This is a genomic window from Pyxidicoccus sp. M6 (genome assembly GCF_055568925.1).
Genome location: NZ_CM145714.1, coordinates 11351497 through 11378066 on the forward strand (window position 1 = coordinate 11351497; position 26570 = coordinate 11378066).

Sequence of the window (26570 nt, forward strand, 5' to 3'; positions counted from 1 at the left end):
CGGCTCACATCACCCTCCGCAGTGCCTCGGCGGTGGGCAGTCGCAGCACCTGGCCCGCCGGAAGGTTGTTGGGGTCCGCCACGCCGTTGAGCCCGGCAACGAGCCGCCACAGCGACGGGTCCCCGTAGCGCTGGTATGCGATTTCATCCAGGCGCTGCCCACCCGGAGCTCCCTCTTCCTCGCTGGCGCCCAGCACGGTGTGCGCCTCGTAGTCCTCGGGCGCCAGTCTGGCGGCGACCTCGTCCGCGTCCGGAGGCTCTTCCGTGAAGACGGGCTCCGGCGCGCCCGCCTCATCCTCCACGCGTAGCAGGCGCATGCGCAGCCACGAGCGGCGCGGCGCGCCAGTGGTCGTGAAGTGCTCCAGCCGCTCCGCGACGGCGGCCACCACGCCGAGGTAGTTGAGCCACTTGCCCCAGACGATGCGCGCATACGACGGCCGCATGCTGCCGTCCTCGCGCAGGCCGTTCTCCGCCAGGCGCCACAATGGCTCGGTCAGCTCGCGCACATCCTCTGTCTCGAGAGTGGAGCCGGAGAGTGACACGTCGAAGAGCAGGTCCAGCGTCAGCTCCGTGCTGCCTCCGCCGGTGAAGATGAGCGGGTCATCCCCGGGCCCGCCCCACGGCAGCGAGCCGCCCAGCGCGCGCCGGGGATGGAGTCCCGCCACGCGGCGCATGACGAGCGTCTCGGGGTTGAGCAAGGCCCCGATGCGCTCGCCGCCGGGCTCGATGAGGAAGGCCACGCGCTCCATCACTCACCTCGCTGTTCGCGGTCCAGCCGTCGGCGTCGCTCCCACTGGCGGAGCTCCACCACCGCCTCCGTGCTCTCTGGCGCGGGAGCGGGAGGCAGCTCGGGCCACGGGCTCGCGGTGGCCGGCACGGACTCGTCATGAGTGCCGGGCACGTCGGGAGGCGTGGGCGGGGGTGCTTCCACGAGGCGCGGCCTCCACGCGGCGGGAGCGCGAGCGCCGTCCCACGTGCCCTCGTCCGTCAGGTACGACACGCGGCCGCGCGGAGGCTCGCGAGGCTCGGGGCGAAGACCGGCGTCTTCCTCCTGTGGCTGCCAGGGCGTGTGCACGCGGGGCAGGTCCAGGGCCGGCAGTGCCTTCAGGCGCTCTGCGAAGGCCCTCGGCCCTTCCTCCGAAAGCGTCGTCGCGGGAGCGGGCACGCGCGTGGGTGTGCGGGTGACGCGCTCCCCGCTCGCGAAGGGAGGAAGGTCGTCCCACGGAGAGCGGCGCTCGGGAGCGCCAGTCTCAAGCAGGGCCACTTCACGCGGCACGGGAGCGAGCGGAGGACGGGACTCCGCGCTGACAGGGGTGCGCGTGGGAGGCACGCGGAACGCCGCGAAGTTCTCCGGCCCCAGGCCCCATGAAGGCGGGGGCGTGCTCCGCGTGGGCTCCGGCTCCGGACGACGCGGCGGCATGGCCGGCCAGAGCGCGGCGACGGGTGGAGGCGTCGGCCGTGAAGCACGGGCCGTGGTCTCGAAGGGGAACGGCGGCGCCGGACGCACGCTCGGCTCGGCGACATGCGAGTCCGCTTCCGCTTCAGGAGGAGCCAGGTACTGCACGACGGAACGCGGCTCCTCCGTCGTCGCTGGCACGCGGGGCGGTGAGGGTCTGCGCGGCATGGCGGTGGTGGCCCCGGCTCCGCGCGGCGAACCAGGAGGCGCGAGCCCCTCGCGAGCCAGTTCCTCCAGCACGCGAGGCGCGCCCTTCGTCACACGCGCCACCCAATCCCCTACGGGGCCCCTGCGACGCGCTTCGATGTCGCGAAGCCAGCGCGCCTCCATGGCTTCGAGTGTGGCGCCCGGCGACATGGGCCCCAGTGGAGGAGGTGCGGCGGGAGCCCTCGCCATGCCGGACTCCGGAGACCATGAGCCCGCCGCGCCTGGCTCGAACGCCGAGCGCGTCGCGGCCAGCCGGGCATCCTCGCCGAGCACGGACTCCGGACGCGGTGCTCCCGTGGCGGAGGCCGTCCCCGCCTCCTCGGCGAGCACGGACTCCGCCCACGTCTTCACCCTGCGGGCCACGGCGCGCACCCAGGCGGCGCGCCAGGGTGTCTGCGGTGTCTCAGCCACGGGTGAGCGACTCGTAGACCAGCGTGAGCGAGGCGATGGCAATCTCCTGGCCGAGCGCATCCAGCGGATGCGCCTTCCACTCCGACGGCCAGCACTCGTTGAGGTTCCACCGCAGCCGCTCGGTCAGCCCATCCACGTCGAGCATGAGGATGGACACGTTCTTGCGCTGGGGCTGGCCGGCCGTCGTGGCGAGGAACCACGTCCACAACTCCGGCGACGTGGTGAAGCCGCAGCGCAGCACCACGTCCCCGTGCGAGATGGGCCCGGGAAGCCGGCGCACCACCGGCCCGCCGCCGCCCTCGCGGTAGCGCAGCGCGGCCACCTTCACGTGCACCTCCGAGCAGTACAGGAAGTGCCCTTCGTTCACCCCGTCGATGAGCAGCTTGAAGTTGTAGTTGCGGAACGGGTCCGTGGGCGCACCCGGCTGCGCGCCCGCGTCCTGGGCCGGCGGCGGTGCCTCGGGAGCCTTGGCCTCAGCCATTGGATGCCTCCTCCACTTCCGTGCCACCGGCGTGCTGGCCGATGCGGAAGATGATGAACTCAGCGGGCTTCACCGGCGCCATGCCGATGACCGCGAAGACCTGCCCCGCGTCGATGCTCTCCTGCGTGTTCACCTGCTCGTCGCACTGCACGAAGAACGCTTCCTCCGGCGTGCGCCCCATCAGCGCTCCGTCGCGCCACAGCCGCAGCAGGAAGGCGCTCACGTCGCGACGAATCGACTTCCACAGCGTGGGGTCGTTCGGCTCGAACACCGTCCAGTTGGTGCCCAGGGCAATCGACTCCTCCACGAAGTTGAAGAGCCGGCGCACGTTGATGTAGCGCCACTCGCTGTTGTCGGGAGATGCCAGCGTGCGCGCGCCCCACACGCGGATGCCGCCGCGCGGGAAGTAGCGGATACAGTTGACGCCCACCTGGTTGAGCTCGCCCTGCTCTTCCGGCGTCACGTCGCGCACCAGCCGCATGGCGCCACGGACCACCTCGTTGGCCGGCGCCTTGTGGACGCCGCGGGTGACGTCGGTGCGCGCGTAGATGCCGGCCATGTGGCCGGACGGCGGCACGTTGACCAGCGTCTTCCCGTCTCCCATGGGGTCCACCGCGGAGAACCATGGGTAGTAGAGGGCGCCGTAGCCCTGTGGCGAGTCGCGGGGATGAAGACCGCCGCCCGGTTCCCCCGTGGCCACCTTGGTGAGGCGGCCTATGTCGTCCACGTCCTCGGGCGCGTCGAGGATGGCGAAGCGGTCCCTCATCTTCTCGCAGTGGGTCAGCAGCGCGTCCCAGGCCATGGGGGTGGCGAAGCCGGGCGCGGAGACCATGGCCACCTCGCCGACCTCTTCCAACACGGCGACGCCCTGACGCCTGCGGGGGTCGCCCACGACGCTCTCGCTGTCGCCGATGTTGACGATGAAGCAGCGCCGTCCGCCGTTCTCGAAGAAGCCATACACGGCGCGGGCGAGCGGCGTGCCGGGCGTCCCGGGCGGGGCGAACTCCTTCACGAACTGGGCCCAGCCATTGACGGGCACGGCCTGGTGGAGCCGGGCATCCACGGCGGGTGCGCGGCCCACGAAGGCCGCGGTGGTGGTGCCCACGCCCTGGATGGAGCGTGTCCCACTGGGAACCTCCTCCACGTAGACGCCGGGCGTCAGGTAGTTCGGCACGTCACTCCTCCTTCAGCGGCAGGCGGATGAGCAGCGGCTGTGGCTCGGCGGCGAGCGCCTCCGGTCCGAGCGCGAGCACCTCCCCCTTCGCCCGCACTTCCAGCCGCCCCAGCGTGGCCACTGGCGGCACGCGGGGAAAACGAAAGCAACCCTTCGAGTCCGTGCGCGTGGTGAGCTTCAGCGCCGGAAGCTCCACCAGTGCGCCGGGAATGGGCACGTCGCCGGGGCCCACCACGCAGCCGAAGAGCACCTCGGCGGGGACGGAGCTGGTGACGACGGGGAAGCGCACGCGGTGGACGACGGGCTGCGGGCGCTCGCGGCGCACGGGGACGCGCAGGCGGAAGCCCGGACGCGGCGCGGAGCGGAGGCCCGCCCACACGGCGGTGGGGATGGGCGTGAGCTCCACGTCGAAGTCGGGCTCCTCCATCGCGGCGAAGACGAGCTCGCCGAGCAGGCGGTGCGCGCTCTCGGGGGACTCGCCGCCGGTGGTGATGAGGTAGCAGACGGAGATTTGCAGCGGGGTGCGGCCGCCGCCGCGCGGGGGCGGAGCGGGGCCGAGCTCGAGGAGGTAGAGGCAGACGCCGCGCTCGAGCGACTCACGGTCCGGCACCCCGAGAAACACGGGGATGTCACCGGCGATGCGGCCCACCCACGCCTTCATGCGTTGATCGACTTCGTCGATCATCCGGTCCCCCCCAGCCCTGGGCCGGAGCACACGGATGGCATCCTCGCCGTCCGTGCTTTCCGGGAGGGGAAGGTCTCACCGGCCCCATGCATCAGGTAGTGACCCGCGGGGTGGCGGGACGTCGGGACTTCAACGGAGCCTCGCGCCTGCTCAGCGGGCCGGCTTCGTCACTCCACGCGCGAGCGACAGCGGGTCCAGCTTCGCCGCCACGGTTGTCAGTGCATCGAGGAGGACGCCCACGACAGGCTCCAGTGCGGGGCGAGGCGCGCGGTGCCAGACGCAGAGCCGGCGGAAGCCCACGCCCGGCGTCGCGGCCAGCGCGACCGTCCCCGCGGGCAGGTCCGCGAGCGCGAGCAGGGGAACGATGGCGGCGCCGAGTCCCGCGGACACCAGGGCCAGGACCGCTGGGAATTCGGTGCACGTATGCGCGCGCCGCGGTGTGAAGCCGTGGTCCTCGCCGAGCCGGTCGAGGGCCTCGGCACAGGCCGTGCCGGGAGAGCCCGCCACCCAAGGCACTTTGGCGAGGTCCGCCAGTGAGCGCGGTCGCGGCGACCAGCGTCGGGGCACCACGACGCGGTACTCGTCGTCGAGCAGCGGCCGGGCCACGCTGCCCGCACGTGCGGGAGGCATCTCGCCTCCATCGTGCTCGCTGAGGACGAGGTCGACGCCGCCCGTGTGCAGTTCCCGGAGGGCTTCGGGCCCTTCGAGCTCGACGATGGAGGGAAGGACGTCCGGGTGGGTGCGCGCGAGCCGCTCCACGGTGGGCACGAGGAGGTGGCGAATCGCCGTGGGAAATCCCGCCGCCACCACGCGCCCCATGGCTCGGCCACTGAGGCTGGCGAGCTCCTGCCGGGCAGCGGCCAGCTCGGACTCGATGCGCTCCGCGCGGGCGGCGAGCAGGCGCCCCGCGGAGGTGAGCTCGATGCGTCGGCGTGAGCGGTCGAAGAGGGAGAGCCCTACTTCCTCTTCGAGCAGGGCGAGCTGCTGGGAGACGGCGGAGGGCGTGAGGTGCAGGAGCCGGGCGGCATCCATCACCCCACCGCGCAGCGCCACGGCCCGTAGGACCCGGAGACGACGGGGGTCGATGTCCATTCAGAATGTCCCAAGCGTTACTTCAGAAAGTCGAGATTGAACGTTAGCACTGCTTCATTGAAGGTAACGGGCATGTCCGAGCAATGGCGCGTGCAGTTCGATGCGAAGGTGGAGTTCCAGAACGGGGGCTGGCTGGAGGTGGAAGGGTTTCGCCTCGACATTCCGGGGACGGACATCGATGACGACGCACTCGCGGCGGCGTTCGTCCGGCACCTGGGGCTGCTGATGGCGGGGAAGGTCGAGGTGCGCCGCAAGGAATTGATTCGCGAGGCGCACAAGGGCTCGCGAGGCATGGTGCCTCCGGGTGCGCGAGTGGAGCGGCGGCTGGTGGAGCTGAGCCACGACATCCGCCATGGCATGACGACGTACCCGGGGCTGCCCGGTCCCGAAATCACCGAGCACCTGACGCGAGAGGCCTCACGGGCCCGCTACGCGCAGGGCACCGAGTTCCACATCGCGCGCATCTCGATGGTGGCGAACACCGGCACGTACGTGGATGCGCCGTCGCATCGATATGAAGGGGGCGCGGACCATGCGGCCGTCCCGCTCGGCTCGCTCGCGGACCTCGTGGGGCTGGTGGTGCGGGTGGATGACAGTCGCGAGCGCGCCATCGACCGGAATGTGTTCCTGCCGTACGACGTGCGTGGGCGCGCGGTGCTGGTCCACACGGGATGGGACAGGCACTGGGGGACGGAGCAATACGGCCGCGAGGCGCCGTTCCTCACGAAGGCCTCAGCGGAGTGGCTGGCCGAGCAGGGCGCGGCGCTGGTGGGAATCGATTCCGTCAACATCGACGACACGGGAGATGGAACCCGGCCCGCGCATACCGTGTTGCTCGCGGCGGGAGTGCCCATCGTCGAGCACCTGCGCGGGCTGGAGCAGCTTCCCGTGGAGGGATTCCGATTCCACGCCGCCCCGCCCCGCGTCCAGGGCATGGGCACGTTCCCGGTGCGGGCCTACGCCGTCGTGGAGCCTCGGTGAGGTCCATGGGCGAGGCGCGGGAGAAGCACCCGCGCTTCGCCTTCAAGGACGTGGCTCCGTTCGTTGCGTTCCGGATGCGGCCGAGGAAGGAGCGGGCGCCTCGGCCCCGCCCCGTCCTCGGCCCGTCCTCCGGTGTGACTCAGGGGCAGAGGCAGCCGCCACCACACTGGTGCTCACGGTAGCAGGCGACGCTGCCACATGCGGCGGCGCACAGCTCCCCCGTGTTGTAGTACCGGCGCGTGGTATCGCAGTACCACTTGAGCGGGCAGAGGGCCTGCTGCGTGACGTCCCCCTCGGGGCGCTGCTCATCCACGGAAATGGACTCGGACGCGGGAGCCTGCTCGGGCTCGGACATGCCGCCGCCGCAGCCCGCCATGGAGAGGGTGAGGCCCGCGAAGACAGCCAGCAATGAAGAGGTGAGTCGCATCGGAAGAGCTCCTGGGTTCCACGAGGTTTGACAGCAGTTGCCAGATTTTCTGGCTTTCACAGCTTACGCCAGGTGCGGACGTAAGCCCGCGAAGAAGTCCGAGCGCACGGAGCGCAAGCGGCGGAAGCAGGCCTGCGCGACACGAGCGTGGACTCCTCTCGCACCGCGCCCTGGGCGGCGGCGTCACAGTGGGTCGAGCGCAGCCGTGCCGCCTCGCGTCCGGGGCATGGGCACGTTCCCGGTGCGGGCCCATGTCGTCGTGGGTGCTTGAGGCGCGCACCAGGGCATGGACCCGGCCGTCGTCACACAGGCGATGGTGATGGGCTGAGAGGCTTCAGCAGCCCCGACTGTACCAGCAGGTTCTGCACATGAGCCGCGAGCTCAACGTGCGCTGGATTGCTGGCACTGAAGCGCTCAGGGGTCAGGATGACGAGAGTGCCTTTGTCGCCTACGGGCTTCGTGCGAACGGGGTCTGGCAATGGAGGCAGCGTCCCTCGACTGTGCGCGAAGTACATGACCCAGCCGACAAACGTTCCCGCCTTGGAGAGTTTCAAGACCTCATCCCGATGAGCCTGGGACGTGACGATGGCCCACTCCGGCTCCCAGGCCAGGACCATGGCTCGCAGCACCTGTTCGAGCGTGGCCGCGGACAAGACTCGCTCCCGGACAGGCCCTTCCGTCGGAAGGCTTAGCGTGCAGAAATCGCCCAGGAGTGACGATATCGGGCCGCAAGCGAACCGGACCGCGCTGCTGACTCATCCGATTCTCCATTCCAGGCCGAGAAGGAGATGCCATCCTCGTCGCGCTTGTACTGCTTCTTCTCGAAGAGGCCGAGCAGCGTTTCAGCATTCGGTGTGAACTGAAGCTCGAGCGCCGCCGAGCGAGAACCTGCCTTTTCGAGCCATCGCGTGAAGGTCGGGTCCGCGGAGGCCAGCAGGTGGAAGAAGGTCTCCGCGCGGTAAGCGTAGGCCTCCAACGGCTCGACGCGCCCGGGCCAGTACGCACCTGCGTAGTACGTTTCAATCATGCTGCGAATGCTCTCTGTCATCGGACCGGCGTGAAGACCACCTGGATGTCCCCGAGCTCGCTCTCACGAAGCATGGCTCGCACTGCGTCAGCGACCTCTCGCTCCGCGAAATGCCACTGGATGGGTGTTCCCATTGCCGCCTTGAACTGGCGCTCCGCCTGCTGAAGAAATCCGTCCGCACCCCGGAACCATGACCTGAAGCTCCCATTCTTGAGGAACTTTGCGTAACCGGGCCCCTTGGTCTCCAGCAGCACGCCATTCGTGTAGCCATCGAACTTCAGCAACTGCCCCATCGCCGCGGCCAGCTCGACGAACGCCTCCTCCGCGCCATCCAGCGAGCGCCCCAGGTAGTCGGCGTCGTCGTACACCTCCGCCAGAGCACCACCACCGGCATCCCTCAACCGCTCATCCAGCAACCGGAACGCCCCACCCTTCCCCGAGTAGAAGCGCCCCAGCTCGAACGGCCCCGCGCGGAAGGAACCGTCATTCCACTGCACCGGCCCCACGCCCTGCTGCGTGCGTCCGCTGCGTGTCCAGGCCAGGTATCCATCCGGCCTCAGCACCGCCACGAGGGTGAAGCGCTCGACCCTCCGCAGCAACTCCTCACGTGACACTTCGCCACCCGCGAGCACCTCACGCAGCAGGTGGCTCGCCGCAAGCCTTGGCGGAAAGCTGTCCAGCGTCACCGGCCGCGTCAGCAGCAATGCCAGCAGTCGCGCTGCGTCGTCCGGAGTCAGGTCCTCATCACGAGGAGGCAACCCCTTCGCGGAGTCCACCCCAGCAGCCACCAGCAACTGCTCGAACGTGTCGAGCCGCACTCCGCCCTGGGAAACAACCATGGGGCTCGCCATGGCGACCACCCGGCCCCGCTGCCGCGGCCCGGCCCCATACCCGAGAACCCCGTCAGACGCCGAGGGCACCGACGCACAACCCGCGACAAGACACGCCAGCAGCAGGCTCCAACCACACCGCGTCATGAAGCCTTCGCTCCGCCTCGGGCGCATGAAGCCTCAACCTACTCGACAGCCCCGGAAAACGTGCTCCCATACGCTCGGCAGGTCCCCCACAATCCCTGTCCGCCCGCACTCATTCGCGGGTCATTTCCCTCGACGTGACTTCCGTTTCCGCTCGTGCCGCCAAATGATGGTCGCCGGGCCGGAACCACGCTGGAACTTCCTATGACGATGGCGACATCCCCGACGAGAAGACGCACGGCACATCCCCTACGACAGCACGGCGCAATCTGCGTCTGTCTCCTGGCGCTCGCGGCCGCGACACCGGCGCTGGCCCAGGACGCCTCCGGCGAGCCGCAGCTCCGCCGCTTCGGCGTCCTGCTCGACGCGGGCGCACCCCACGGCGTCGGCCTGTCCGCGGTGCTGCGGCCGCTGCCCTGGCTGCGCCTGCAGGCGGGCCCCACCACCAACACGCTCAGCTTCGGCGTGCGCGGCGGCGTCAGCCTCCTCCCCATGCAGACCTTCGTGGCGCCGTCCATCAACGCCGAGGCGGGCCACTACTTCGGCTCCGAGTACAACGACGTCGTCGACTGGCTCGGCGCCAGGCCGACCGGCTCGTCCACCAGCGACGTCACCTACGACTACGTCGGAGGCAGCGTCGGCCTCGAAATCGGCTCGGCCAGCCGCTTCAACTTCTTCCTTCACCTCGGCCTGAGCTACGTGGCGCTCAAGGTCGACGACGCGAGCGCCATCGTCCAGGACGTCGCCAACGACCCCAGCATCACCGCCCGGGACCTCTCCGTGCGCGCCACCGTCCCCTCCGTGAAGGTGGGGTTCCTCCTGTACTTCTTCTAGAGCCGGAGCCTGATTCCCATGCGAACGACTTCCTTCCGCGTCCTGCTCCTCTCCGCGGCGCTCTTCGCCACCGGCTGTGACTCGCTCTTCTTCATCGAGGCCGAGGCCGAGGAAATCTGCAAGACGGAGCCGGACCTCGAGTTCCCCGCCGCCATCCCCGGCACCGCGAGCGTCCAGCAATCCCTCACCTTCCCGCTCGGAGACCTCTCCGACCCGCTCCCCGAGGACGCCGACGTGGACACCGAGCTGCGCCTCAAGGTCTTCGAGGTGACGGCCGACACGAACATCAGCGGCATCGAACGCGCCAGCGTCGCCGTGCGCAAGCCGGGCACCGAGGACACCATCCTCATCGGTGAGTACCGCCGCACCAGCACCGCGCCCACGAACACCATCGAGCTCACCAGCAGCGGCGCCGTGGACCTGCTGGACCTGGCCCGCGAGGACGAGCTGGAGTTCATCTTCACCGCCCGCGGCTCTCTGCCCCTCGAGGACTGGACGGCCACCCTCCGGGCGTGCGCGGGCATCCGCGCCCGGTCGAACTACTTCGACCTCGTGTTCTGACGGTAACAGCCACGCAGCCCTTGCGCGGCCCCACCCGGGGCACGCAGCGGCTGCGCGACTGTTGCCCATGAAGGCCCCGGCCGTGGCCCGCTGGAGGGCTGGCCGGGGCCTTGCTATCTCCCCTCCTGGAGCCCATTTCCGGGCCAGGAGGACTTCGCTTCATGGACACCATCGAGAGCTTCATGACCCGTTCCGTCCACACCATCGGGCTGAAGAGCCCGTTGGCGGAGGCCCACCGGGTGATGAACGAGTACGGCATCCGCCACCTGCCGGTGCTGGAGGGCGGGCGCCTGGTGGGGCTCGTCTCCCAGCGCGATTTGCACCTCGTCGAGACGCTGAAGGACGTGGACCCGAAGGAGGTCAACGTCGAGGAGGCCATGTCCCAGGACTGCTACACGGTGCAGGCGGGGACGCCGCTCGCCGAGGTGGCCGGGGAGATGGGCCGCCACAAGTACGGCTCGGCCGTCATCATGCGCGGCACGCAGTTGCTCGGCATCTTCACCACCACGGACGCGATGCGCGCGCTGGAGACGGTCCTCTCGCGCGCGGCTCCGGTGCCCGAGCGCAAGCCCGCCCCACGCAAGGCCGCCGCGAAGGGAGCCGCCCGCACCGCCGTGCGCAAGGCGAAGCCCACCGGCAAGCGCCCCGCTCGCAAGGCTCCCGCGAAGAAGGCCGCGAACCGCCGTACGCGCTGAAGCGCTTCAGGCCGCGCCGGCCGGAGCCACCGCCGCCGGAGCCACGGAGTCCTGCACGGCGGCGGGCGCGGGCTTCACGGACTCCAGCGAAGCAGGCGGCTGCACGCCGAGGTACTCGCGCCGCGTGCCCAGGACGTTGTCGAAGAACGGGTGCGTCACGCACCAGTTCGCATTCTGGTTGCGCCCCATGTGGTGGTCGTAGTGCCACGGCACGTGCTCGCGCGCCCACGCCGGGTCCAGGTGCGCGCGCCGGTGCACCCGGTAGTAGTTCACCGCGCAGACCCACACCGTGCCCACGAAGAAGGGCGCCACCGGGAACAGCGGCGCATGCGCCACCGCCAGCGCCGTCAGCGCCAGGAGCTCCTTCGTCTTCGCCGACCAGGTCCACAGCGAGCGCATGTACTGGTCATCCACCATGTCGTGCCGCCGCGACTTCTGGTGGTGCTCGTGCCAGTGGAAGCTCCAGACACTGTCCCGAGCCTTCCCCAGGCCGTGCAGCACGTACTTGTGCAGCGCCCATTCCCCGAAATTGGAGTACGCCCAGCCGAGTGGAATGCCGATCATCGTTGCCTCTCCGGCGGGCGCCCGGCCGACGCCACGCTGCGAATGATGACTATTTGGTCACTCTTTTTCTATACCGCAACACGTCGGAGTGCACGCTGATGGCGACGAAAGAGCCCCACCGAGGCGCGGGAGCGGACACTTCCCCACAGGCAGGCAGCAGGCCCGGGCGTCCGGGCGGGCGGCGGGAGGCCCACCGGCGTGAGCGGACGAAGGAGCTGGAGGACGCGGCGCTGAAGCTCTTCCTGGAGCGGGGCCTGGACGCCGTCACCATCGACGACATCACCCAGGCGGCCGGGGTGGCCAAGGGGACGTTCTACCGGTACTTCGACGACAAGGCCGCCCTGGTGGATGCGCTGCTGGAGCCGGTGCGGGGCGAGCTGCTCGAGGGGATGGAGGCGTGCGGCCGCTCCCTCGAGCAGGCGCGAGATGTGGAGGCCATGTTCGACGCCTACCGCGCGGTGGCGGCCGTCATCGTCGGGGCGCTCCTCCAGTACCCGGGGGTGGTGCGGCTGTACCTCCAGGAGAGCCGGGGCCCGGCGGTGGGCGCGCGCACCAAGGTCGCCGAGCTGTCGAAGCTGGTGGCTCGTCACGCAGTGGACATCACGGAGAAGGCGCATACTCATGGACTACTGAGACCCGTCCGCCCGGCTGTGAGCGGGCTCGCGGTGGTGGGCGCGGTGGAACGGCTGCTCCTGGCGGTGCTGAGTGAGGAGGACATCGGCAACCCACTGGAGCTCCCGGACGCGCTGACGACGCTGGTGCTGGACGGGCTGCGGCTGCCGCCGGAGGTCGGCAAGGCGGGGCGCCGGAAGTTGGACGGAGGCCCCAAGCGCCCTTAAGGGTGGGGCGTGGGACGCAAGCGGGCTCAGGGTGGCGGCGGCGGATTCGGCGTGCCCGTGTGGGCATGGCTGCTGCCGTGCGCGCTGGTGCCCGTGGTGCTGCTCAACGTGGGCGTCTCGTGGCTGGGCGGGACGACGGTGTCTCCGCTGTCGTTCTCCTTCCTGGAGCAGAAAGCCGATGCGCTGCGCGCGTACGCGGAGCACCGGCCGTCGTGCCTGCTGGAGGGGCACGAGGAGCTGGAGCCGCTCATCGACGCCGCCGAGCGCAGGCACCGGCTGCCTCCGGGCCTCTTGCGCGCGCTGGTGCAGGTGGAGTCGGAGACGCGCGTGCACCGCATCTCCCCGGCGGGGGCGATGGGCCCCGGGCAGCTCATGCCGACGACGGCATCCATGCTGCGCGTGGAGGACCCGTTCGACCCGGAGACGGCCATCAACGCGAGCGCGCGTTACCTGGCCGAGCAGCTCCGGCGCTTCGGCGACGTGAAGCTCGCGGTGGCCGCGTACAACGCGGGCCCGGGCGCGGTGAATGGACGCGTGCCTCGGAACGGAGAGACGGAGTTCTACGTGCCCAAGGTGATGGCGGCGTGGAAGCACACGCGGCCGGCCGCGCCCGTCGTAGCTGCACGGACGACGCCGAAAACACCCACGCCCGTGAGTGCCCGTCCGGCCGTGAAGCCCGCACCTGTCACGACGCCGGTCGCGCGCGCCGCGACGAAACCCGCGCCCAGCACACAGAAGGCGACCCAGGCCGCGACGAAGCCCGCTGCCACGCCGAGCCCCCTGGCCCAGGCGAAGCCCACTCCCGCCGCGAAGCCCGTGGCCCAGGCCAAGCCGTCGGCGCCCACCCGTGCGAAGGCACCGGCTCCCGCGAATGCCCAGGCGAAACCCGGCGTCACCGCGAGCGCGCGGCGCGGCTGAACAGCTTCGACTTCACCTCTTCGCTTCGCACAAGCGGACGCCCCGCGACCACGCTCCGGGGAGAATGGCACTGCGCCGGACGAAGCCGTGCATCACCGGGGGCATGTGGCGAGGTCGAGCGGCCTCACTGACGGCACACGCCCTGGCCGTGCCATCCGCCCGTTGACCGACCTCCTCCCATTGACCGACCTCGGACGAATGACGGACGCGCGGCCACCACTGCGCGTGAGACGAGGAGGCACCCACCGCGCCTACCGCTCTTCCCCCGAGGTCCCCATGAGCAGAACCTTCACCTTTGGCGGCATCGCCCTGCTGGCGGCCCTGGTCGTCCTCGCCAGCCTCGCCCTGTTCAGCGACCGCATCTTCCGGCTCTTCGGCGTCTCCGCCGCGGCGCTGTCCAGCTCCTCCAGCAGCCAGGGGAGCCGGACCAAGACCCTGTCGGACTTCAACCGCCGCACGCTCGGCGCGTCCGTCAGCGGCAGCGGCGCGGAAGCCCCCAGCAGTGGCAATACGCACACGCGGCACGAGCCCAATCCCGTCACCTCGGTCCGGGAGGACCGTCTCTCCACCTTCGCGGTGGACGTGGACACCGCGTCGTACTCGATGTTCCGCCGCACGGTGAACGAGGGCGAGCTGCCGGGATGGGACTCGGTGCGCGTGGAGGAATGGGTGAATGCCTTCGACTACCGCCTGCCGGGGCCGACGCCCGGCACGGGGGACTTCCGCGTGGACCTGGAGGCGGCGCCGTCGCCCTTCACGCCGGGCTGGCATCTGCTGAAGGTGGGGCTCCAGGGACGGCGGGTGGCGAAGAGCGAGCGCAAGCCCACGCACCTGGTGTTCCTCGTGGACACCAGCGGCTCCATGGAGGGAGAGGACCGGCTGGGGCTGGCGAAGAAGGCGATGAAGCTGGCGGTGGGCGGGCTCAACGAGACGGACACGGTGGCCATCACCACCTACGCGGGCGAAGTACGCACGGTGCTGGAGACCACGTCCGCCATGCAGCGCTGGCGCATCGAGCAGGCCATCGACTCGCTCGTCGCGGGAGGCGGCACGGCGATGGGGGACGGCCTGGAGCTGGCCTACCAGCAGGCGGCGCGGAGGGTGGGTCCCGACAACGTGTCGCGCGTGGTGGTCCTCACGGATGGAGACACCAACCTCGGGCGCAACCAGACCGCGGACGCGATGCTGGAGAGCGTGGCCCGCCACGTCCGCGAGGGCGTGACGCTGTCCACCATCGGCTTCGGCACGGGCAACTACCGCGATGACTTGATGGAGCGACTGGCGGACAGGGGCAACGGCAACTGCTTCTACATCGACACCGAGCTCGAGGCCCGGCGCGTCTTCCAGGAGAGGCTCTCCGGGATGGTGGAGGTCATCGCGAAGGATGTGAAGGTGCAGGTGGACTTCGAGCCGGATGCGGTGCGCCGCTACCGGCTGGTGGGCTACGAGAACCGCGCCGTGGCGGACAAGGACTTCCGCAATGATGCTGTGGACGGGGGCGAGATTGGCGCGGGCCACTCCGTCACCGCGCTGTACGAGGTGGAGCTGACCGGCGAGGGCACGCGCCTGGCCACCGTGCGAGTGCGGGCGAAGAAGCCGCACGGCGAAGAAGCGGCCGAGCAGCGCTTCACGCTGGAGCGCCACATGATGCACGCATCCCTGAAGGAGGCGTCGGCGGACCTGCGCTTCGCCGCGGCGGTGGCGGGCACCGCGGACCTGCTGCGCGGAGCACGCGAGGCGTCGAACTGGAGCCTCGCCACCGCCGAGTCGCTCGTGGAGGGCGCGCTCGACGGCAGGGAGGACCGCAAGGAGTTCCTCACCCTGTTGCGCCGCGTGCGCGAGCTGCGCGGCGAACGGATGTCACAGGCCTCCAGGTAGGAATGACGCTTCCGACCTCCAGGTGCGGCGCCACACCCGGACCGACGCCGGAATGAGCGTTCCTTCCACCGGAAGGGCGCACCGGCGCGGAGCCTACGTGGACACGAGCCGTCCAGCCTCAGGGTCCACCCAAACCTCCGCGTCGCGGTGGAGTTGAAGGAACGAGGCGGGACAGCGCGGCGTCACGGGCCCGTTCACCATCGCCGCCACCGCCTCGGCCTTGCTCGCGCCGAACGCGAGCAGCACCGCGTGCTTCGCCTGGAGGATGGCGCCCATGCCCAGCGTGAGCGCCTCCATCGGCACGCGCGAGGCGTCGTCTCCGAACAGCCCAGCGTTCGCCAGCCGCGTCTCGCGCCCCAGCTTCACGCGGTGACACGGCGCCAGCAGTGAGTCTCCGGGCTCGTTGAACGCGACATGCCCGTTGGCGCCGATGCCCAGCAGCACCAGGTCCAACCCACCCGCCGCGACCAGCTCCGCGTCGTACCGGGCGCACTCCGCCTCCGCGTCCGGAGCGCTGCCATCGAGGAAGTGGATGTGCTCGCGAGGCAGCTTCACGTACCGGAAGAAGTTCCGCTCCATGTACGAACGGAAGCTGCCCGCGTCCTCGGGCGGTAGCTCGAAGAACTCATCCAGGTTGAACGTGCTGGCGCGAGACACATCCAGCGCCCCACGCGCGGACAGGGCGACCAGCTCGCGATAGACATTGAGCGGCGTGCGGCCCGTGGGCAGTCCCAGCACCAGTGATGGATTCGCACGCACCGCCGCGGCGATGTGTGCCGCGCAAGTCACAGCGGCCTGTTGTTCGGAGTCGAAGACACGCAGTTTCACGGAAGAGGCCCCGCCCACGGAAAAGGGCGCGCGAGCATAGAGAGCCCGAGCCGGCGCGCGAGCGCGGAAGTCTCCGTCCCGTTCACTTCAATGCGGCGCGGCATGAACGCTGTCCACGGCGAACGGGCGCCTCGCGAGCGACCGACATGGAGGAAGCGCTAGAGTCCGGACATGGACCCCTTTGTCAGCCTCGATGCGACAGCCCAGGCGGAGCTCGTCCGCCGCGGTGAAGTCACTCCGCTGGAGCTGGTGGACGCAGCCATCGCCCGCATCGAGCGGCACAACCCGAAGCTCAACGCGGTGACGCAGAAGCAGTTCGACACCGCGCGCCTGCGCGCGAAGGGAGCACTGCCCCAGGGGCCCTTCACCGGCGTCCCCTTCCTGCTGAAGGACCTCCTCGCCGCGCAGGAGGGCTACCCGCTCACCAGCGGCTCGCGCTTCTCGAAGGACTTCGTGCCGGACCACGACAGCGAGTTGGTGAAGCGCCACCTGCGCGCCGGGCTCGTGGTGCTGGGCAAGACGAACACGCCCGAGCTGGGCCTGCTGCCCACGACGGAGAGCGAGCTGCTCGGGCCGTGCCGCAACCCGTGGAACCTGGAGCGCTCGCCGGGAGGCTCCAGCGGCGGCGCGGCGGCGGCGGTGGCCAGCGGCATGGTGCCCTTCGCGCACGCGTCCGACGGCGGCGGCTCCATCCGCATCCCCGCGTCGAGCTGCGGCCTCTTCGGCCTCAAGCCCACGCGCGGCCGCAACCCCACGGGGCCGGACTTCGCGGACCCCTACCACTGGCTCGTCGCGGACCACGCCCTCACCCGCTCCGTGCGCGACAGCGCGGCGCTGCTCGACGCCACGGAAGGCCCCGACGTGGGCGCCCCATACATCGCCCCGCCCAAGGCACGCCCCTACGCGCTCGAGGCCGGAGCCCCACCAGGCCGGCTACGCATCGGACTGGCGCTGCGCAACTCCGTGGGCGCGCCCGTGCACCCGGAGTGCCTCGCCGCCGTCGCGGCCGCCGCCCGGCTGCTGGAGGGCCTGGGCCACTCCGTCCTCGAGCTCAGCCTGGAGGCCCCCGGCGACGAGGTGCTGGGCCAACACTTCATGACGGTGTGGGCCGCGGGCGTCGTGTACGGCATCGACCGGATGGCGCAGAAGAGCGGCCGCACGCCCGAGCCCGAGCACTTCGAGCCCTTCACCTGGGCGCTCTACCAGTTCGGCCTCACGCAGGGCCTGTCGGCCTACCTGCTGGCCCAGGCGGAGCTGCAGCGCTTCAGCCGGCTCATCGCCCGCCGCTTCGAGGACGTGGACGTCTGGCTGCTGCCCACCGTCACCGAGCCGCCCGCGCCGCTGGGCACCTTCGCCTCGCCACCGGACGAGCCGCTGGCGCCCCTCTTCCGCGCCGCCGCCTTCACGCCCTACTGCCCGATGGCGAACATGACGGGGTGCCCGGCCATGAGCGTGCCGCTACACTGGAGCCCGGAGGGGCTGCCCGTGGGCGTGCAGTTCATCGGCCGCTTCGGGGACGAGGCCACCCTCTTCCGGCTGGCCGCCCAGTTGGAGTCAGCGCACCCATGGACGCTCCGCCGCCCGGCCGTGTTCGGCTAGGCGGAAAGTCCCCCGGTGAGCGCTCAGGCACATTTGAGGGGTTCCGTCCGGCGCGGGGCGGGTTAGAACATTCCCATATGAAAGTTGCTGTTCTCACGGGTGGGGGTGACTGCCCCGGTCTCAACGCCGTCATCCGCGCAGTGGTCCGCCGCGCCGCCGAGCACGGCTTCGAGATGATGGGGCTGCGGGATGGCTGGAAGGGGTTGCTGGAGGACAACCACTTCCGCCTCACGCGCGAAACGACGTCCGGCATCCTCCACCGCGGCGGCACCATCCTCGGCACCTCGCGCGTCAACCCGTTCAAGGTGGAGAACGGCCTGGAGCGCGTGAAGCGCGCCGTGGAGCGCAACGGCATCCACGCCATCATCGCCATCGGCGGCGAGGGCACGCTGTCCGCCGCCACGCGCATGTCGCAGGAGGGCCTGCGCATCGTCGGCGTGCCGAAGACCATCGACAACGACATCAACGCCACCGACTTCACCTTCGGTTTCGACACCGCGGTGGAGATTGCCACCGAGGCCATCGACCGGCTGCACTCCACCGCCGAGTCCCACAAGCGCGTCATCGTCTGCGAGGTGATGGGCCGTCACGTGGGGTGGATTGCGACGTACTCGGGCATCGCCGGCGGCGCGGACGTCATCCTGGTGCCGGAAATCCCCGCGGACCTGCCGAAGGTCGCCGAGCACATCCAGCGCCGCCATGCGAGCGGGCGCATGTTCTCCATCGTCGTGGTGGCGGAGGGCACGCGCATCAAGACGTCTCCGGACCAGAGCGAGCACCTCGTCACCACGGGCGCGCTGGACGAGGCGGGCCGGCCGCGCCTGGGCGGCGTGGGCACCATCGTCGCGGCGGAAATCGAGCGGCGCACCGGCTTCGAGACGCGCGTGTCCGTGCTGGGCCACATCCAGCGCGGCGGCGCGCCCACCCCACATGACCGCGTGCTGGCCACGCGCTACGGCGTCCACGCCTGCGACATGGTGGCCCGCGGCGAGTTCGGAAAGATGGCGGCCCTGCGGGGCAACGACATCATCAGCGTGGACCTGGCGGACGCCACCCGCGAGCTGAAGAAGGTGCCCAAGGAGTTCTTTGAGGTCGCCCAGGTGTTCTTCGGATGACACGGCGCGGCATCGCCGGGCGCCCCTGAGAAGGAGCGCCGGGCTTCCGGTAGCATCGGCGCTTTCACCCCTCACGACGAAGGGATGGTGCCGATGCTCGCCGGACGGATGATGGACTTCCCGCTGACGCTGACCCACTTTTTGGAGCGCGCGCGCACGTACTTCCCGCGCTCGGAAGTCATCAGCCGCAACCCCGACAAGTCGCTGCACCGCTATACCTTCGCGGACTTCTACAAGCGCACGTGCAGGCTGGCGAACGCACTGACGCGCCTGGGCGTGAAGCCCGGGGACCGCGTGGCCACGCTGAGCTGGAACCACTACCGGCACCTGGAGGCGTACTACGCGGTGCCGGCCATGGGCGCGGTGGTGCACACGCTGAACCTGCGGCTGCACCCGAACGATTTGGGCTACATCGCGCGGCACGCGGAGGACACGGTGCTGGTGGTGGACCGCTCGCTCCTGCCGCTGTTCGACAAGTTCGCCGCGCAGGTGCCGAGCCTGCGTCACGTCATCGTGGTGCCGGACGCGGGGCCCGCGCCGGAGGGGAAGCTGGACTACGAGCAGCTCCTCGCGGCGGAGTCGGACGTGTTCGACTTCCCGAAGCTGGATGAGAACTCGGCGGCGATGCTCTGTTACACGTCGGGGACGACGGGGAATCCGAAGGGCGTGCTGTACAGCCACCGCTCCATCGTGCTGCACACGATGGCGTGCTGCATGACGGACGTGACGGGCATGCGCGAGGCGGACCGGGTGATGCCGGTGGTGCCCATGTTCCACGCGGCGGCGTGGGGGCTCGCGTTCGATGCCATCTTCACGGGGGCGACGTTGGTGATGCCCGGGCCGCACCTGGACCCGCAGTCGCTGCTGGAGCTGATGGCGGAGACGAAGGTGACGATGGCGGGCGGCGTGCCCACCATCTGGCTGGGAATCCTGGCGCTGCTGGATGCGACGCCGAAGAAGTGGGACTTGAGCTCGGTGCGGTCGATGTTGATTGGCGGCTCGGCGGCGCCGCCGTCGCTGATTGACGGGTTCAAACAGCGACACGGGCTGGAGGTGGTGCACGCGTGGGGCATGACGGAGCTGAGCCCCGTGGGCACGATGGCGAAGCTGAAGGGCGAGCTGAAGGAGGCGTCGCAGGAGGCGCAGCTCGCGGCGAGGGCGTCGCAGGGCTTCGCGCTGCCCTTCGTGGAGACGCGGGTGGTGAGCGACGACGGGAAGAAGCTCCCGTGGGACGGGGAGACCATGGGCGAGCTGGAGGTGCGCGGCCCGTGGGTGTCGAGCTCGTACTACGGAGACGAGGGGAAGGACCGCTTCACGGCGGACGGCTGGTTCAAGACGGGCGACGTGGTGACCATCGACAGGGATGGCTACGTGCGCATCTGCGACCGGAGCAAGGACGTCATCAAGTCGGGTGGCGAGTGGATTTCGTCGGTGGCGCTGGAGAATGCGCTGATGGCGCATCCGGCGGTGCTGGAAGCGGCGGTGTTCGCCGGCCGGCACTCGAAGTGGGACGAGCGTCCCCTGGCGGCGGTGGTCTTCAAGCCGGGCCACACGGCCACCAAGGAGGAGCTGGCCGCGCACCTGGCGAAGCAGTTCGCGAAGTTCTGGATGCCGGATGACTACCTCTTCATCCAGCAGATTCCGCGCAACTCGACGGGCAAGTTCCTCAAGACGAAGCTCCGCGACGAGTACGGCGACCACCTGCTGAAGAACGCGGGTGTGAGCTCGGCGGGGTAGGCGCGTTCAGTCATCCGACGAGTCGATGAGCCGGATCTTCCGGCTCACGCACACATCTTCGAAGTCATCTCTGTTGAATGTGATGAGAGCGTGCAGCCGATGCTTCGGGCTGAGCAGCATCAGCCGCATGACCCTGTCGACCAGACTCAAGGCACGGTAGCTGCTGCCGTGCCGCTTCAACTCGTCGAAGCATTCACCGAGCGCCTGCTCGCGCATCTTCCGGTCGAACAACATCAACAGACGGTTCTGCCGCCGAAAACGCGTCAGGTCGCGCTCGAGGAACGCCATCGACTCGCGCCGCCGCGCCATGCGGGTCGACACCGTCTCGTACAGGATGGGCCAGGGAACGACGAGCTGGTGCGATGCCGAATCGAAGAACTGCTGAAAGAGCTTCGTCGCGACCTGATGCTGCCCGTCTTTCTTGTCGTACAGCGCGAGCATGAAGCAGGCATCCACGCAGACATTCATGCCTCGTCCTGCTCCTCGTCCGCAACCTCGGCATAACCGACCCAGGGAGCCGGCCTCCTACTGCCGAAAAGCCACTTGCCGCTCCACTTTCCATCCTTGCCAGGGCCCACCAGATAGGCTCGCCCCTTCTTGCCAACAATGGGCTTGAGCGCTCGCTTTATCTGTTCGGGCGACAGGTCCGCCGTGAAGGTCGCAACACCGTCCCCACACTCTCTGGCATCCAATCTGGCAAGCCATCTGTAGAGGTCGTCGTAGTTTCCTCGGAGCCCCAGATCATATGAGAGCCAGTACCTGCTCATGCTGCCTCCTCTACCGGCCCCGGGTGCACCGTGATGGGCATCCGCACGAGCAGGCGCAACGTCCCATCCAGGTCCCGAACCGTCAACACGACGCTGACTTCCATTGCTGGCCGTCCGAGGAATGGATGAGTGTCTGGCTCCGGAGCGCCTCTTGCGGTTTGGTTGCATGGAGTCTCACTATCGAGATGGTCTCAGCCGTTTCGAGGTGTTGAAACCCACTCCATGCAACGCACGCACCAATTGAACGTGAGCATTACCTCGAGAACGTGCTTTCCGAAGAATGCCTCGCCCACTCCCGGCCGAGCATCGCGTACAGGAACTCGTCACCCCAGGCGCCCTTGAAGAAGATGTTCTCGATGAAGTGACCTTCGCGGCGCATGCCCACGTGCTCCAGCACCCTGGCCGCAGCGGTGTTCTTCGCATCCGTCACGGCGATGACCCGGTGCATGTTCAACGCGCCGAACGCATAGCCCAGCAGCACCCTCACCGCCTCCGTGCCCAATCCCTGCCCCTGGTGCTTCCGGGACAGCGTGAAGCCAATCTCGCCCTGGCGTGGGTCCTCATCCGTGCGCAGCGCGCAATCCCCCGCCAGCGCGTCCGTGTCCTTCAGCGCAATCGCGAATTGGAACCAGCCGGGCTCTCCGGGCTGGCGCCCCTGCATCGACTCGATGAGGTGGCGTCCCCGCTCCGCGTCGTAGTCGCTCCAGCTCTGGTACCGCGCCACCTCGGGGTCATTCCGGTAGGCCACCAGCGCGTCCAGGTCCTCCGCTCGCAGCCGCCTCAGCACGAGCCTCGGGCTCTCTACCCTGCCGAACTCCGGTACCGCCATGGTTGTCACCCTCCTCGGCGACGCGGACGCCACCCACCTCCGGCTTCCTGACACCGGAGCATCAACCCCTCAGAGGATTTCCTCGACGTGCTTGCGGATGTTCCCGCTGATGCGGTCCGTGGGCAGGTCGTTCGCGTCCGTGCCGAAGGGGTTCTCGACTTCCTCCGCGATGAGCTCCATCGACGCGAGGACGTAGAACGTGAAGGCCACCGCGATGATGACGTAGTAGCCCAGGCTGAACGCCAGGCCGAACGGCAGCGTCATCACGTAGAAGAAGATGAACTTCTTCAGGAACACCGAGTACGAGAACGGCACCGGCGTGTTGAGGATGCGCTCACACGCTCCACAGACATCCGTGAACGACTGGAGCTCCGCGTTCACAGACAGCAACTCCTCCCCCGTCAGCACGCCCTGCCTCTGCAGCGCGTAGGCCTTCCGCATCATCACGGACGCGAGCTGGTTCGGCACGTGCTTGCCCGGGTCCACCTGCTGGAGCTCGAAGCCCCCTCCCGCCACGAGCTCCTCCGGGCGGTACTTCCCCTGGAGGTGGTTCTTCAGCGCGAAGGCGTAGTTGGGAATCAGCGCCCGGAACAACCGCCGGCTCTCCGCGTCCTCCGCGGGCAGGAGCGCGTTCAGCCGCAGGGCCAGGTTCCGGCTGTTGTTGACCAGCGAGCCCCACAGCTTGCGCCCCTCCCACCACCGGTCGTACGCGCTGTTCGAGCGGAAGGCGAGCAGCAGGGAGAGCACGAACCCCAAGAGGCTGTGCATCACCGAGATGTTCTTCACCCGGCTGGTGTCCGGCAGCTTCAACACCTCGGCTTCCAGCCACGCCACCAGCGCCGAGTACAGGCAGATGGCGACAATCATCGGCAGCAGCTTCCGGAACGTGTCCGCCTGGTGGAACCGGAAGATGAACGTGAACCAGTCCTTCGGGTTGTAATCAATCATGGCTATCCAGGCCCCTCGTATACCAGGGACCCGCCAGCCTCATGGGAGAAGCCGCGCGCCAGTGTCCTCCCGGCGCGCGGCTCCGGCCCTCACCTCAGTTGCCGCCCCGGCAGATGGCGCCACCAGCGCACGTGTTCTCAATCTGACCACCGGGCCGCAGGAAGCGGTCCACCTGCGCCAGGCCCTCGTCGTCCCGGCGCACGCCCTCGTGCACGGCGTTGTCCTGCGTCGGCAGGTCCGCCACCGTTCCCGGCAGCGGCGCCGGCAACCCGAAGTCGAACTGCACCAGCCCCGAACCGAAAATCGTCGAGTCCTGTGCGGCCAACTGTGGCACGCGCCACGTCGCGGGGAGCTGCTCCGTCAGTCCCACCACCCGCGCGTGCAGCTCGGTGGCCACGTTCGGTACCTGCGCATCGCCCAGCCCGTACTGCGCCAGCACCCGGCGCTCGGCCGGCGCTCCCGCGTATTTGTCGTTCAGCACGTGCGGTCCGTACGTAATCGGGTCGATGCGGTCGAAGCCCGTCTGCGTCAGCGCGGCGAACTTCTGCTGGTCCAGCGCGTCCGGCACCGTCTGGGCAATGACGTTGAGGAACTGGGCGAAGGGCCTCGCGCGGAACATCATCAGCGAGAAGTCCGCTCCGCCCACGCTCAGCACGGCCCGCTGCACGTGCGGCGAGAGGGCCATGTACGTCCCGCCCAGGATGTGCCCCTGGCTGATGCCGTAGAAGTACGTCTGGTCCGGGTCATAGACGAGCACGCCCTTGTCCTGCAGCTCCGCCACCGTCTTGAGCGTGTTGCGCGCCGCGTACGTGACGGCGATTTGATTCGCCATGCCCTGGTGCACGCGGTCCGTGAAGCGCAGCGTCTGCGTGGGATTGCTCCCCATGGCCTGCAGCACGCCCGGCGCGTCCACGTTGGACATGCCCCACCAGTCCACCGTCATCACCACGGACTTCGTCGCCTGGATGAAGGGCCGGACAAAGGAGCCGTCCGCCTCGGCCTGGCTGCCGAAGAAGCCGTGCCCGTACTGGATGAAGCGCACCGGCGCCACGCCCTGCCCCCAGACGCTCTTGGGAATCTGCAGCGTGAAGGGCACCTCCGCGTCTCCGTTGCGCCTCACGCGGCCCGCCGAGTCCCTCGCCAGCAGCGCTCCCAGCTGGGTGCTCTCCAGGAAGAGAGGCACGCGAATCGTGCCATTGATGCGGCGGGCGACATTCGCATCCACGTCGTCCTTCACCTCCGTCACCGTGACGGCGGGCGGCGTGGCGTCCAGCGCCGCCAGCGTCAGGCGCCGCACGTCGAGCATGTCGCGGGTGACGTTCTCCTCCGACTCGGTGGTGAAGTCCCAGGCGAGCTGCAGCTCGGCTCGGGGTACGCCCGCGGCGGCGAGCGCCGGGAAGACCTGCTCCTCGTAGCGCGCGGCGATGGGCGCCAGCAGCGGGTCACCCACCGTCAGCCTGTCCCGGATGCGGCGGAAGCCCTCGGGCACGGGCACCGGCGTGCCGTCCTTCGCCTTCAGCCCGCGCAGCGCGACGATGTAGCGCGCTCCATTGCGCAGCCGCACCAGCGGCCGGATGAACAGCGCGCGGCGGGCGTCGCTCGAAGCGCGCGGGTCCACTTCAGCGAAGTGGAGCACTCCCGCGCCGCGCTCCGCGTCGAGCAGCACCGTGCGCCCCGTGGTCACCGACAGCGGGTTGCCCAGCGTGGGCAGGCCGGCCGTGTCCACGCCGCCCGGGAAGAGCGCGAGCACCTGCGTCCCATGCGACCAGCCATCCGCCGGGTGCAGGTCCGTGAAGTCGAACGAGCCACCGTCCGTCATCTTCAGCTTCGCCGCCTCGGTGAGCTTCACGCGGTGCCCCGAGGGCAGCGTCGCGTCCGCCGCGAGGAAGTAGTCCGAGGGGAACGGCAGGAGGCAGTCATGCTCCGCCGCAATCGGGTTGCAGCCCTGCGGCACCACCAGCGGCGGAAGCTGCGTGCCCGCGTCGACGCCCGCATCCGCCGTGCCCGCATCGGCACCCGCATCCGCCGTGCCCGCGTCGGCACCCGCATCCGCCGTGCCCGAGTCCCCCGCGTCGGAGCTCCCGGAGTCCGGCACCGTGGTGCCGGCGTCCTGCCGGGGCTCGTCCTCCGAATCGCCCGAGCACGCGGACACCACCAGCAGCATCGTCACCAGCGCCAGCGCGCCGTACCTCCGCCTCTGCTCCCTCATGTGTCGCTCGTTCCTGTTGTCAGCACGGCGGTGGGCGCTCCTGAAGCCTGCCCCCGGACACACAGGACTTCACTGCGACCACCCGGCCCTCCAGGGCCTCACGAGGCTCCGCCCGGACGACCACCGCCCGGCCCCGAGAGGTCCATGCTCTCCTCGGGCTGCCACGACGGAGACGCTCGCGTCACGCGGATGTTACAGACCGAGAGCGCGGTGGGAAGCACTCACGCGGCGCGGATTCACTCGACGCACCGCACCACGAAGGTGCCTCACCGCGAGGGCATGGCCCCCACGCGCAGGAAGAAGCGCCTCACCACGAGGCTTCGGCCCCCACGCGCAGGAAGAAGTGCTTCACCGCGAGGCTTCGGCCCGCTCGCGCAGGAAGTCATGCATGGCCTGGCGGAGCTGCGACACGCCGGGCTCCTCCACCGGGAAGTGACCGGCGTTCTCCAGCATCACCTTCCGCTTCGGCACGCGCAGCTTGTCGAAGAACGGCTGGGACACGGAGACGTGCGTCCACCGGTCCTCGGCCGGGTGCACCATCAGGACGGGGCACACGTCGAAGGACTCCGGCGACACGAGAGGCTCGGACTCGAGGAACGTGCGCAGGAAGCGCCCCGGCATCCACGTGCCTCCCGCCAGCGGGTCCTTCGCGATGGCACGCGACAGCTCCGCCGAATTGGCGATGGCCATCATGTTGCCCGCCATGCGCATGGGCACCGGCAGCGAGTCCGAGAGGAACGGCAGCCCCGTCAGCATCGGCCCCGAGAGCCCCGCCATCCACGGCCAGCGCACCATGTGGCGGCGCACCTCCGCGTCCCGAGGCGCCAGGAAGCACGTCGCCACCAGTCCTGCGGGGATGCGCGTGCGCGCCGTCACGTCATACGCGAGCATCCCGCCCATGCTCGCGCCGAACACCACGAGCGGGCGCTTCGAGCGGCCGGCCTCCGCCTCCAGCACCGCGGCCAGCGTGTCCCGCCAGTCCTCGTAGACGAGCGCGCGTTTGTGCTCCACCCGCGTCAGCCCATAACCCGGCAGGTCCGGCGCCACGACTTCGTACCCGAGCCCGGCGAGCATCGCCCCGAAGGGGGAGAGCAGCCGCCCGTTGCCTCCACCTCCATGCACCACCACGACCGAGGCCGGCGCCTCCGGCCTGCGCCAGCAGTCCAGGTGGACGCGGAACGAGCCCACGTCCCGCCACTCCTCCTCCGGCATCGGCATTCCAGCCGCGCCGAGCCGGAGAGCGGGAGGCAGCAACTCCTGAACGTGGCGCCAGCCCGGCTCATGGGATGCATAGGTGGGCAGGGGCGCGGAAGTCGTCGACATGACGAACTCCAT

At 69.6% G+C, this 26570-nt stretch carries 26 protein-coding genes and 1 pseudogene; 10 read left to right on the forward strand and 17 right to left on the reverse strand.

The features are described 5' to 3' along the window. Positions 1 to 4: 4 nt before the first annotated feature. The 6 genes from ACVTJA_RS44555 to ACVTJA_RS44580 form a co-directional block, all read right to left on the reverse strand. Positions 5 to 748: a CIS tube protein gene (locus ACVTJA_RS44555; RefSeq protein ID WP_465829906.1), complete on the reverse strand. Its 744-nt coding sequence runs from the start codon at positions 746 to 748 to the stop codon at positions 5 to 7. Next, on the reverse strand, positions 748 to 2073 hold the full coding sequence (locus ACVTJA_RS44560; protein WP_465829908.1) for a hypothetical protein: 1326 nt from the start codon (positions 2071 to 2073) through the stop codon (positions 748 to 750). Before ACVTJA_RS44560 ends, ACVTJA_RS44555 begins: the two co-directional genes overlap by 1 nt. Then, positions 2066 to 2554, reverse strand: coding sequence for a phage tail protein (locus ACVTJA_RS44565; RefSeq protein ID WP_465829910.1), 489 nt, complete (start codon positions 2552 to 2554; stop codon positions 2066 to 2068). Before ACVTJA_RS44565 ends, ACVTJA_RS44560 begins: the two co-directional genes overlap by 8 nt. Continuing rightward, complete coding sequence (locus ACVTJA_RS44570) at positions 2547 to 3728, reverse strand: phage tail sheath family protein (RefSeq protein WP_465829912.1); 1182 nt, start codon at positions 3726 to 3728, stop codon at positions 2547 to 2549. The genes ACVTJA_RS44565 and ACVTJA_RS44570 overlap by 8 nt, the downstream gene beginning before the upstream one ends. Before the next feature lies 1 nt (position 3729). Then, on the reverse strand, positions 3730 to 4413 hold the full coding sequence (locus ACVTJA_RS44575; protein ID WP_465829914.1) for a carboxypeptidase-like regulatory domain-containing protein: 684 nt from the start codon (positions 4411 to 4413) through the stop codon (positions 3730 to 3732). Positions 4414 to 4563: 150 nt separating this feature from the next. After that, positions 4564 to 5505: a LysR family transcriptional regulator gene (locus tag ACVTJA_RS44580; RefSeq protein WP_465829915.1), complete on the reverse strand. Its 942-nt coding sequence runs from the start codon at positions 5503 to 5505 to the stop codon at positions 4564 to 4566. A 72-nt stretch (positions 5506 to 5577) separates the two neighbouring features. Between ACVTJA_RS44580 and ACVTJA_RS44585 the strand changes: the two genes are divergently transcribed. Continuing rightward, positions 5578 to 6486 (forward strand): cyclase family protein, encoded by a 909-nt coding sequence (locus ACVTJA_RS44585; RefSeq protein WP_465829917.1) that lies wholly within the window; start codon positions 5578 to 5580, stop codon positions 6484 to 6486. 139 nt (positions 6487 to 6625) lie between these two features. Here ACVTJA_RS44585 and ACVTJA_RS44590 read toward each other — a convergent pair whose 3' ends face one another. The 3 genes and pseudogenes from ACVTJA_RS44590 to ACVTJA_RS44600 form a co-directional block, all read right to left on the reverse strand. Beyond that, a complete protein-coding gene (locus ACVTJA_RS44590) occupies positions 6626 to 6913 on the reverse strand; it encodes a hypothetical protein (RefSeq protein WP_465829919.1) in 288 nt (95 codons plus the stop codon). A 302-nt stretch (positions 6914 to 7215) separates the two neighbouring features. Further along, positions 7216 to 7961 (reverse strand): annotated as a pseudogene (locus ACVTJA_RS44595) (immunity 52 family protein). Next, complete coding sequence (locus ACVTJA_RS44600) at positions 7958 to 8791, reverse strand: Tox-REase-5 domain-containing protein (protein WP_465829920.1); 834 nt, start codon at positions 8789 to 8791, stop codon at positions 7958 to 7960. The pseudogene ACVTJA_RS44595 and the gene ACVTJA_RS44600 overlap by 4 nt, the downstream one beginning before the upstream one ends. A 333-nt stretch (positions 8792 to 9124) precedes the next feature. Between ACVTJA_RS44600 and ACVTJA_RS44605 the strand changes: the two genes are divergently transcribed. The 3 genes from ACVTJA_RS44605 to ACVTJA_RS44615 all read left to right on the forward strand — a co-directional run bounded on the left by ACVTJA_RS44605 (position 9125) and on the right by ACVTJA_RS44615 (position 11004). Next, positions 9125 to 9748: a hypothetical protein gene (locus ACVTJA_RS44605; protein ID WP_465829921.1), complete on the forward strand. Its 624-nt coding sequence runs from the start codon at positions 9125 to 9127 to the stop codon at positions 9746 to 9748. An 18-nt stretch (positions 9749 to 9766) separates the two neighbouring features. After that, complete coding sequence (locus ACVTJA_RS44610; RefSeq protein ID WP_465829923.1) at positions 9767 to 10309, forward strand: hypothetical protein; 543 nt, start codon at positions 9767 to 9769, stop codon at positions 10307 to 10309. A 161-nt stretch (positions 10310 to 10470) separates the two neighbouring features. Then, complete coding sequence (locus ACVTJA_RS44615; RefSeq protein ID WP_465829925.1) at positions 10471 to 11004, forward strand: CBS domain-containing protein; 534 nt, start codon at positions 10471 to 10473, stop codon at positions 11002 to 11004. Between the two features lie 6 nt (positions 11005 to 11010). Here ACVTJA_RS44615 and ACVTJA_RS44620 read toward each other — a convergent pair whose 3' ends face one another. Continuing rightward, complete coding sequence (locus ACVTJA_RS44620) at positions 11011 to 11568, reverse strand: hypothetical protein (protein WP_465829927.1); 558 nt, start codon at positions 11566 to 11568, stop codon at positions 11011 to 11013. A gap of 98 nt (positions 11569 to 11666) precedes the next feature. Here ACVTJA_RS44620 and ACVTJA_RS44625 point away from each other — a divergent pair, with 98 nt between their 5' ends. The 3 genes from ACVTJA_RS44625 to ACVTJA_RS44635 all read left to right on the forward strand — a co-directional run bounded on the left by ACVTJA_RS44625 (position 11667) and on the right by ACVTJA_RS44635 (position 15203). Next, positions 11667 to 12407 carry a TetR/AcrR family transcriptional regulator gene (locus ACVTJA_RS44625; RefSeq protein ID WP_465829928.1) on the forward strand — a complete coding sequence of 247 codons (741 nt, stop codon included), beginning with the start codon at positions 11667 to 11669 and terminating at the stop codon, positions 12405 to 12407. A gap of 51 nt (positions 12408 to 12458) precedes the next feature. Continuing rightward, complete coding sequence (locus tag ACVTJA_RS44630) at positions 12459 to 13325, forward strand: lytic transglycosylase domain-containing protein (protein ID WP_465829929.1); 867 nt, start codon at positions 12459 to 12461, stop codon at positions 13323 to 13325. A 276-nt stretch (positions 13326 to 13601) separates the two neighbouring features. After that, a complete protein-coding gene (locus tag ACVTJA_RS44635) occupies positions 13602 to 15203 on the forward strand; it encodes a vWA domain-containing protein (RefSeq protein ID WP_465829931.1) in 1602 nt (533 codons plus the stop codon). 93 nt (positions 15204 to 15296) lie between these two features. On the opposite strand, the gene ACVTJA_RS44640 is transcribed toward ACVTJA_RS44635, so the two are convergent. Next, positions 15297 to 16031 (reverse strand): glucosamine-6-phosphate deaminase, encoded by a 735-nt coding sequence (locus ACVTJA_RS44640; protein ID WP_465829933.1) that lies wholly within the window; start codon positions 16029 to 16031, stop codon positions 15297 to 15299. A 171-nt stretch (positions 16032 to 16202) separates the two neighbouring features. Between ACVTJA_RS44640 and ACVTJA_RS44645 the strand changes: the two genes are divergently transcribed. From ACVTJA_RS44645 to ACVTJA_RS44655, 3 genes are all read left to right on the forward strand, one after another. Further along, positions 16203 to 17630: an amidase gene (locus ACVTJA_RS44645; protein WP_465829935.1), complete on the forward strand. Its 1428-nt coding sequence runs from the start codon at positions 16203 to 16205 to the stop codon at positions 17628 to 17630. Between the two features lie 77 nt (positions 17631 to 17707). Next, positions 17708 to 18745, forward strand: a complete 1038-nt coding sequence (locus tag ACVTJA_RS44650; protein WP_465829937.1) for a 6-phosphofructokinase — start codon at positions 17708 to 17710, stop codon at positions 18743 to 18745. Positions 18746 to 18838: 93 nt separating this feature from the next. After that, complete coding sequence (locus tag ACVTJA_RS44655; protein ID WP_465840667.1) at positions 18839 to 20482, forward strand: long-chain fatty acid--CoA ligase; 1644 nt, start codon at positions 18839 to 18841, stop codon at positions 20480 to 20482. Positions 20483 to 20488: 6 nt separating this feature from the next. Here ACVTJA_RS44655 and ACVTJA_RS44660 read toward each other — a convergent pair whose 3' ends face one another. The 6 genes from ACVTJA_RS44660 to ACVTJA_RS44685 all read right to left on the reverse strand — a co-directional run bounded on the left by ACVTJA_RS44660 (position 20489) and on the right by ACVTJA_RS44685 (position 26558). Further along, positions 20489 to 20950 carry a hypothetical protein gene (locus ACVTJA_RS44660; protein ID WP_465829939.1) on the reverse strand — a complete coding sequence of 154 codons (462 nt, stop codon included), beginning with the start codon at positions 20948 to 20950 and terminating at the stop codon, positions 20489 to 20491. Next, on the reverse strand, positions 20947 to 21249 hold the full coding sequence (locus ACVTJA_RS44665; protein ID WP_465829941.1) for a hypothetical protein: 303 nt from the start codon (positions 21247 to 21249) through the stop codon (positions 20947 to 20949). The genes ACVTJA_RS44660 and ACVTJA_RS44665 overlap by 4 nt, the downstream gene beginning before the upstream one ends. 253 nt (positions 21250 to 21502) lie before the next feature. Then, on the reverse strand, positions 21503 to 22078 hold the full coding sequence (locus ACVTJA_RS44670; RefSeq protein ID WP_465829942.1) for a GNAT family N-acetyltransferase: 576 nt from the start codon (positions 22076 to 22078) through the stop codon (positions 21503 to 21505). A gap of 69 nt (positions 22079 to 22147) precedes the next feature. Then, complete coding sequence (locus tag ACVTJA_RS44675; protein ID WP_465829944.1) at positions 22148 to 23026, reverse strand: bestrophin family protein; 879 nt, start codon at positions 23024 to 23026, stop codon at positions 22148 to 22150. Between the two features lie 94 nt (positions 23027 to 23120). Further along, on the reverse strand, positions 23121 to 25235 hold the full coding sequence (locus tag ACVTJA_RS44680) for a hypothetical protein (protein WP_465829946.1): 2115 nt from the start codon (positions 25233 to 25235) through the stop codon (positions 23121 to 23123). Positions 25236 to 25583: 348 nt separating this feature from the next. Then, positions 25584 to 26558 carry an alpha/beta hydrolase gene (locus ACVTJA_RS44685; protein WP_465829948.1) on the reverse strand — a complete coding sequence of 325 codons (975 nt, stop codon included), beginning with the start codon at positions 26556 to 26558 and terminating at the stop codon, positions 25584 to 25586. Positions 26559 to 26570: the final 12 nt, after the last annotated feature.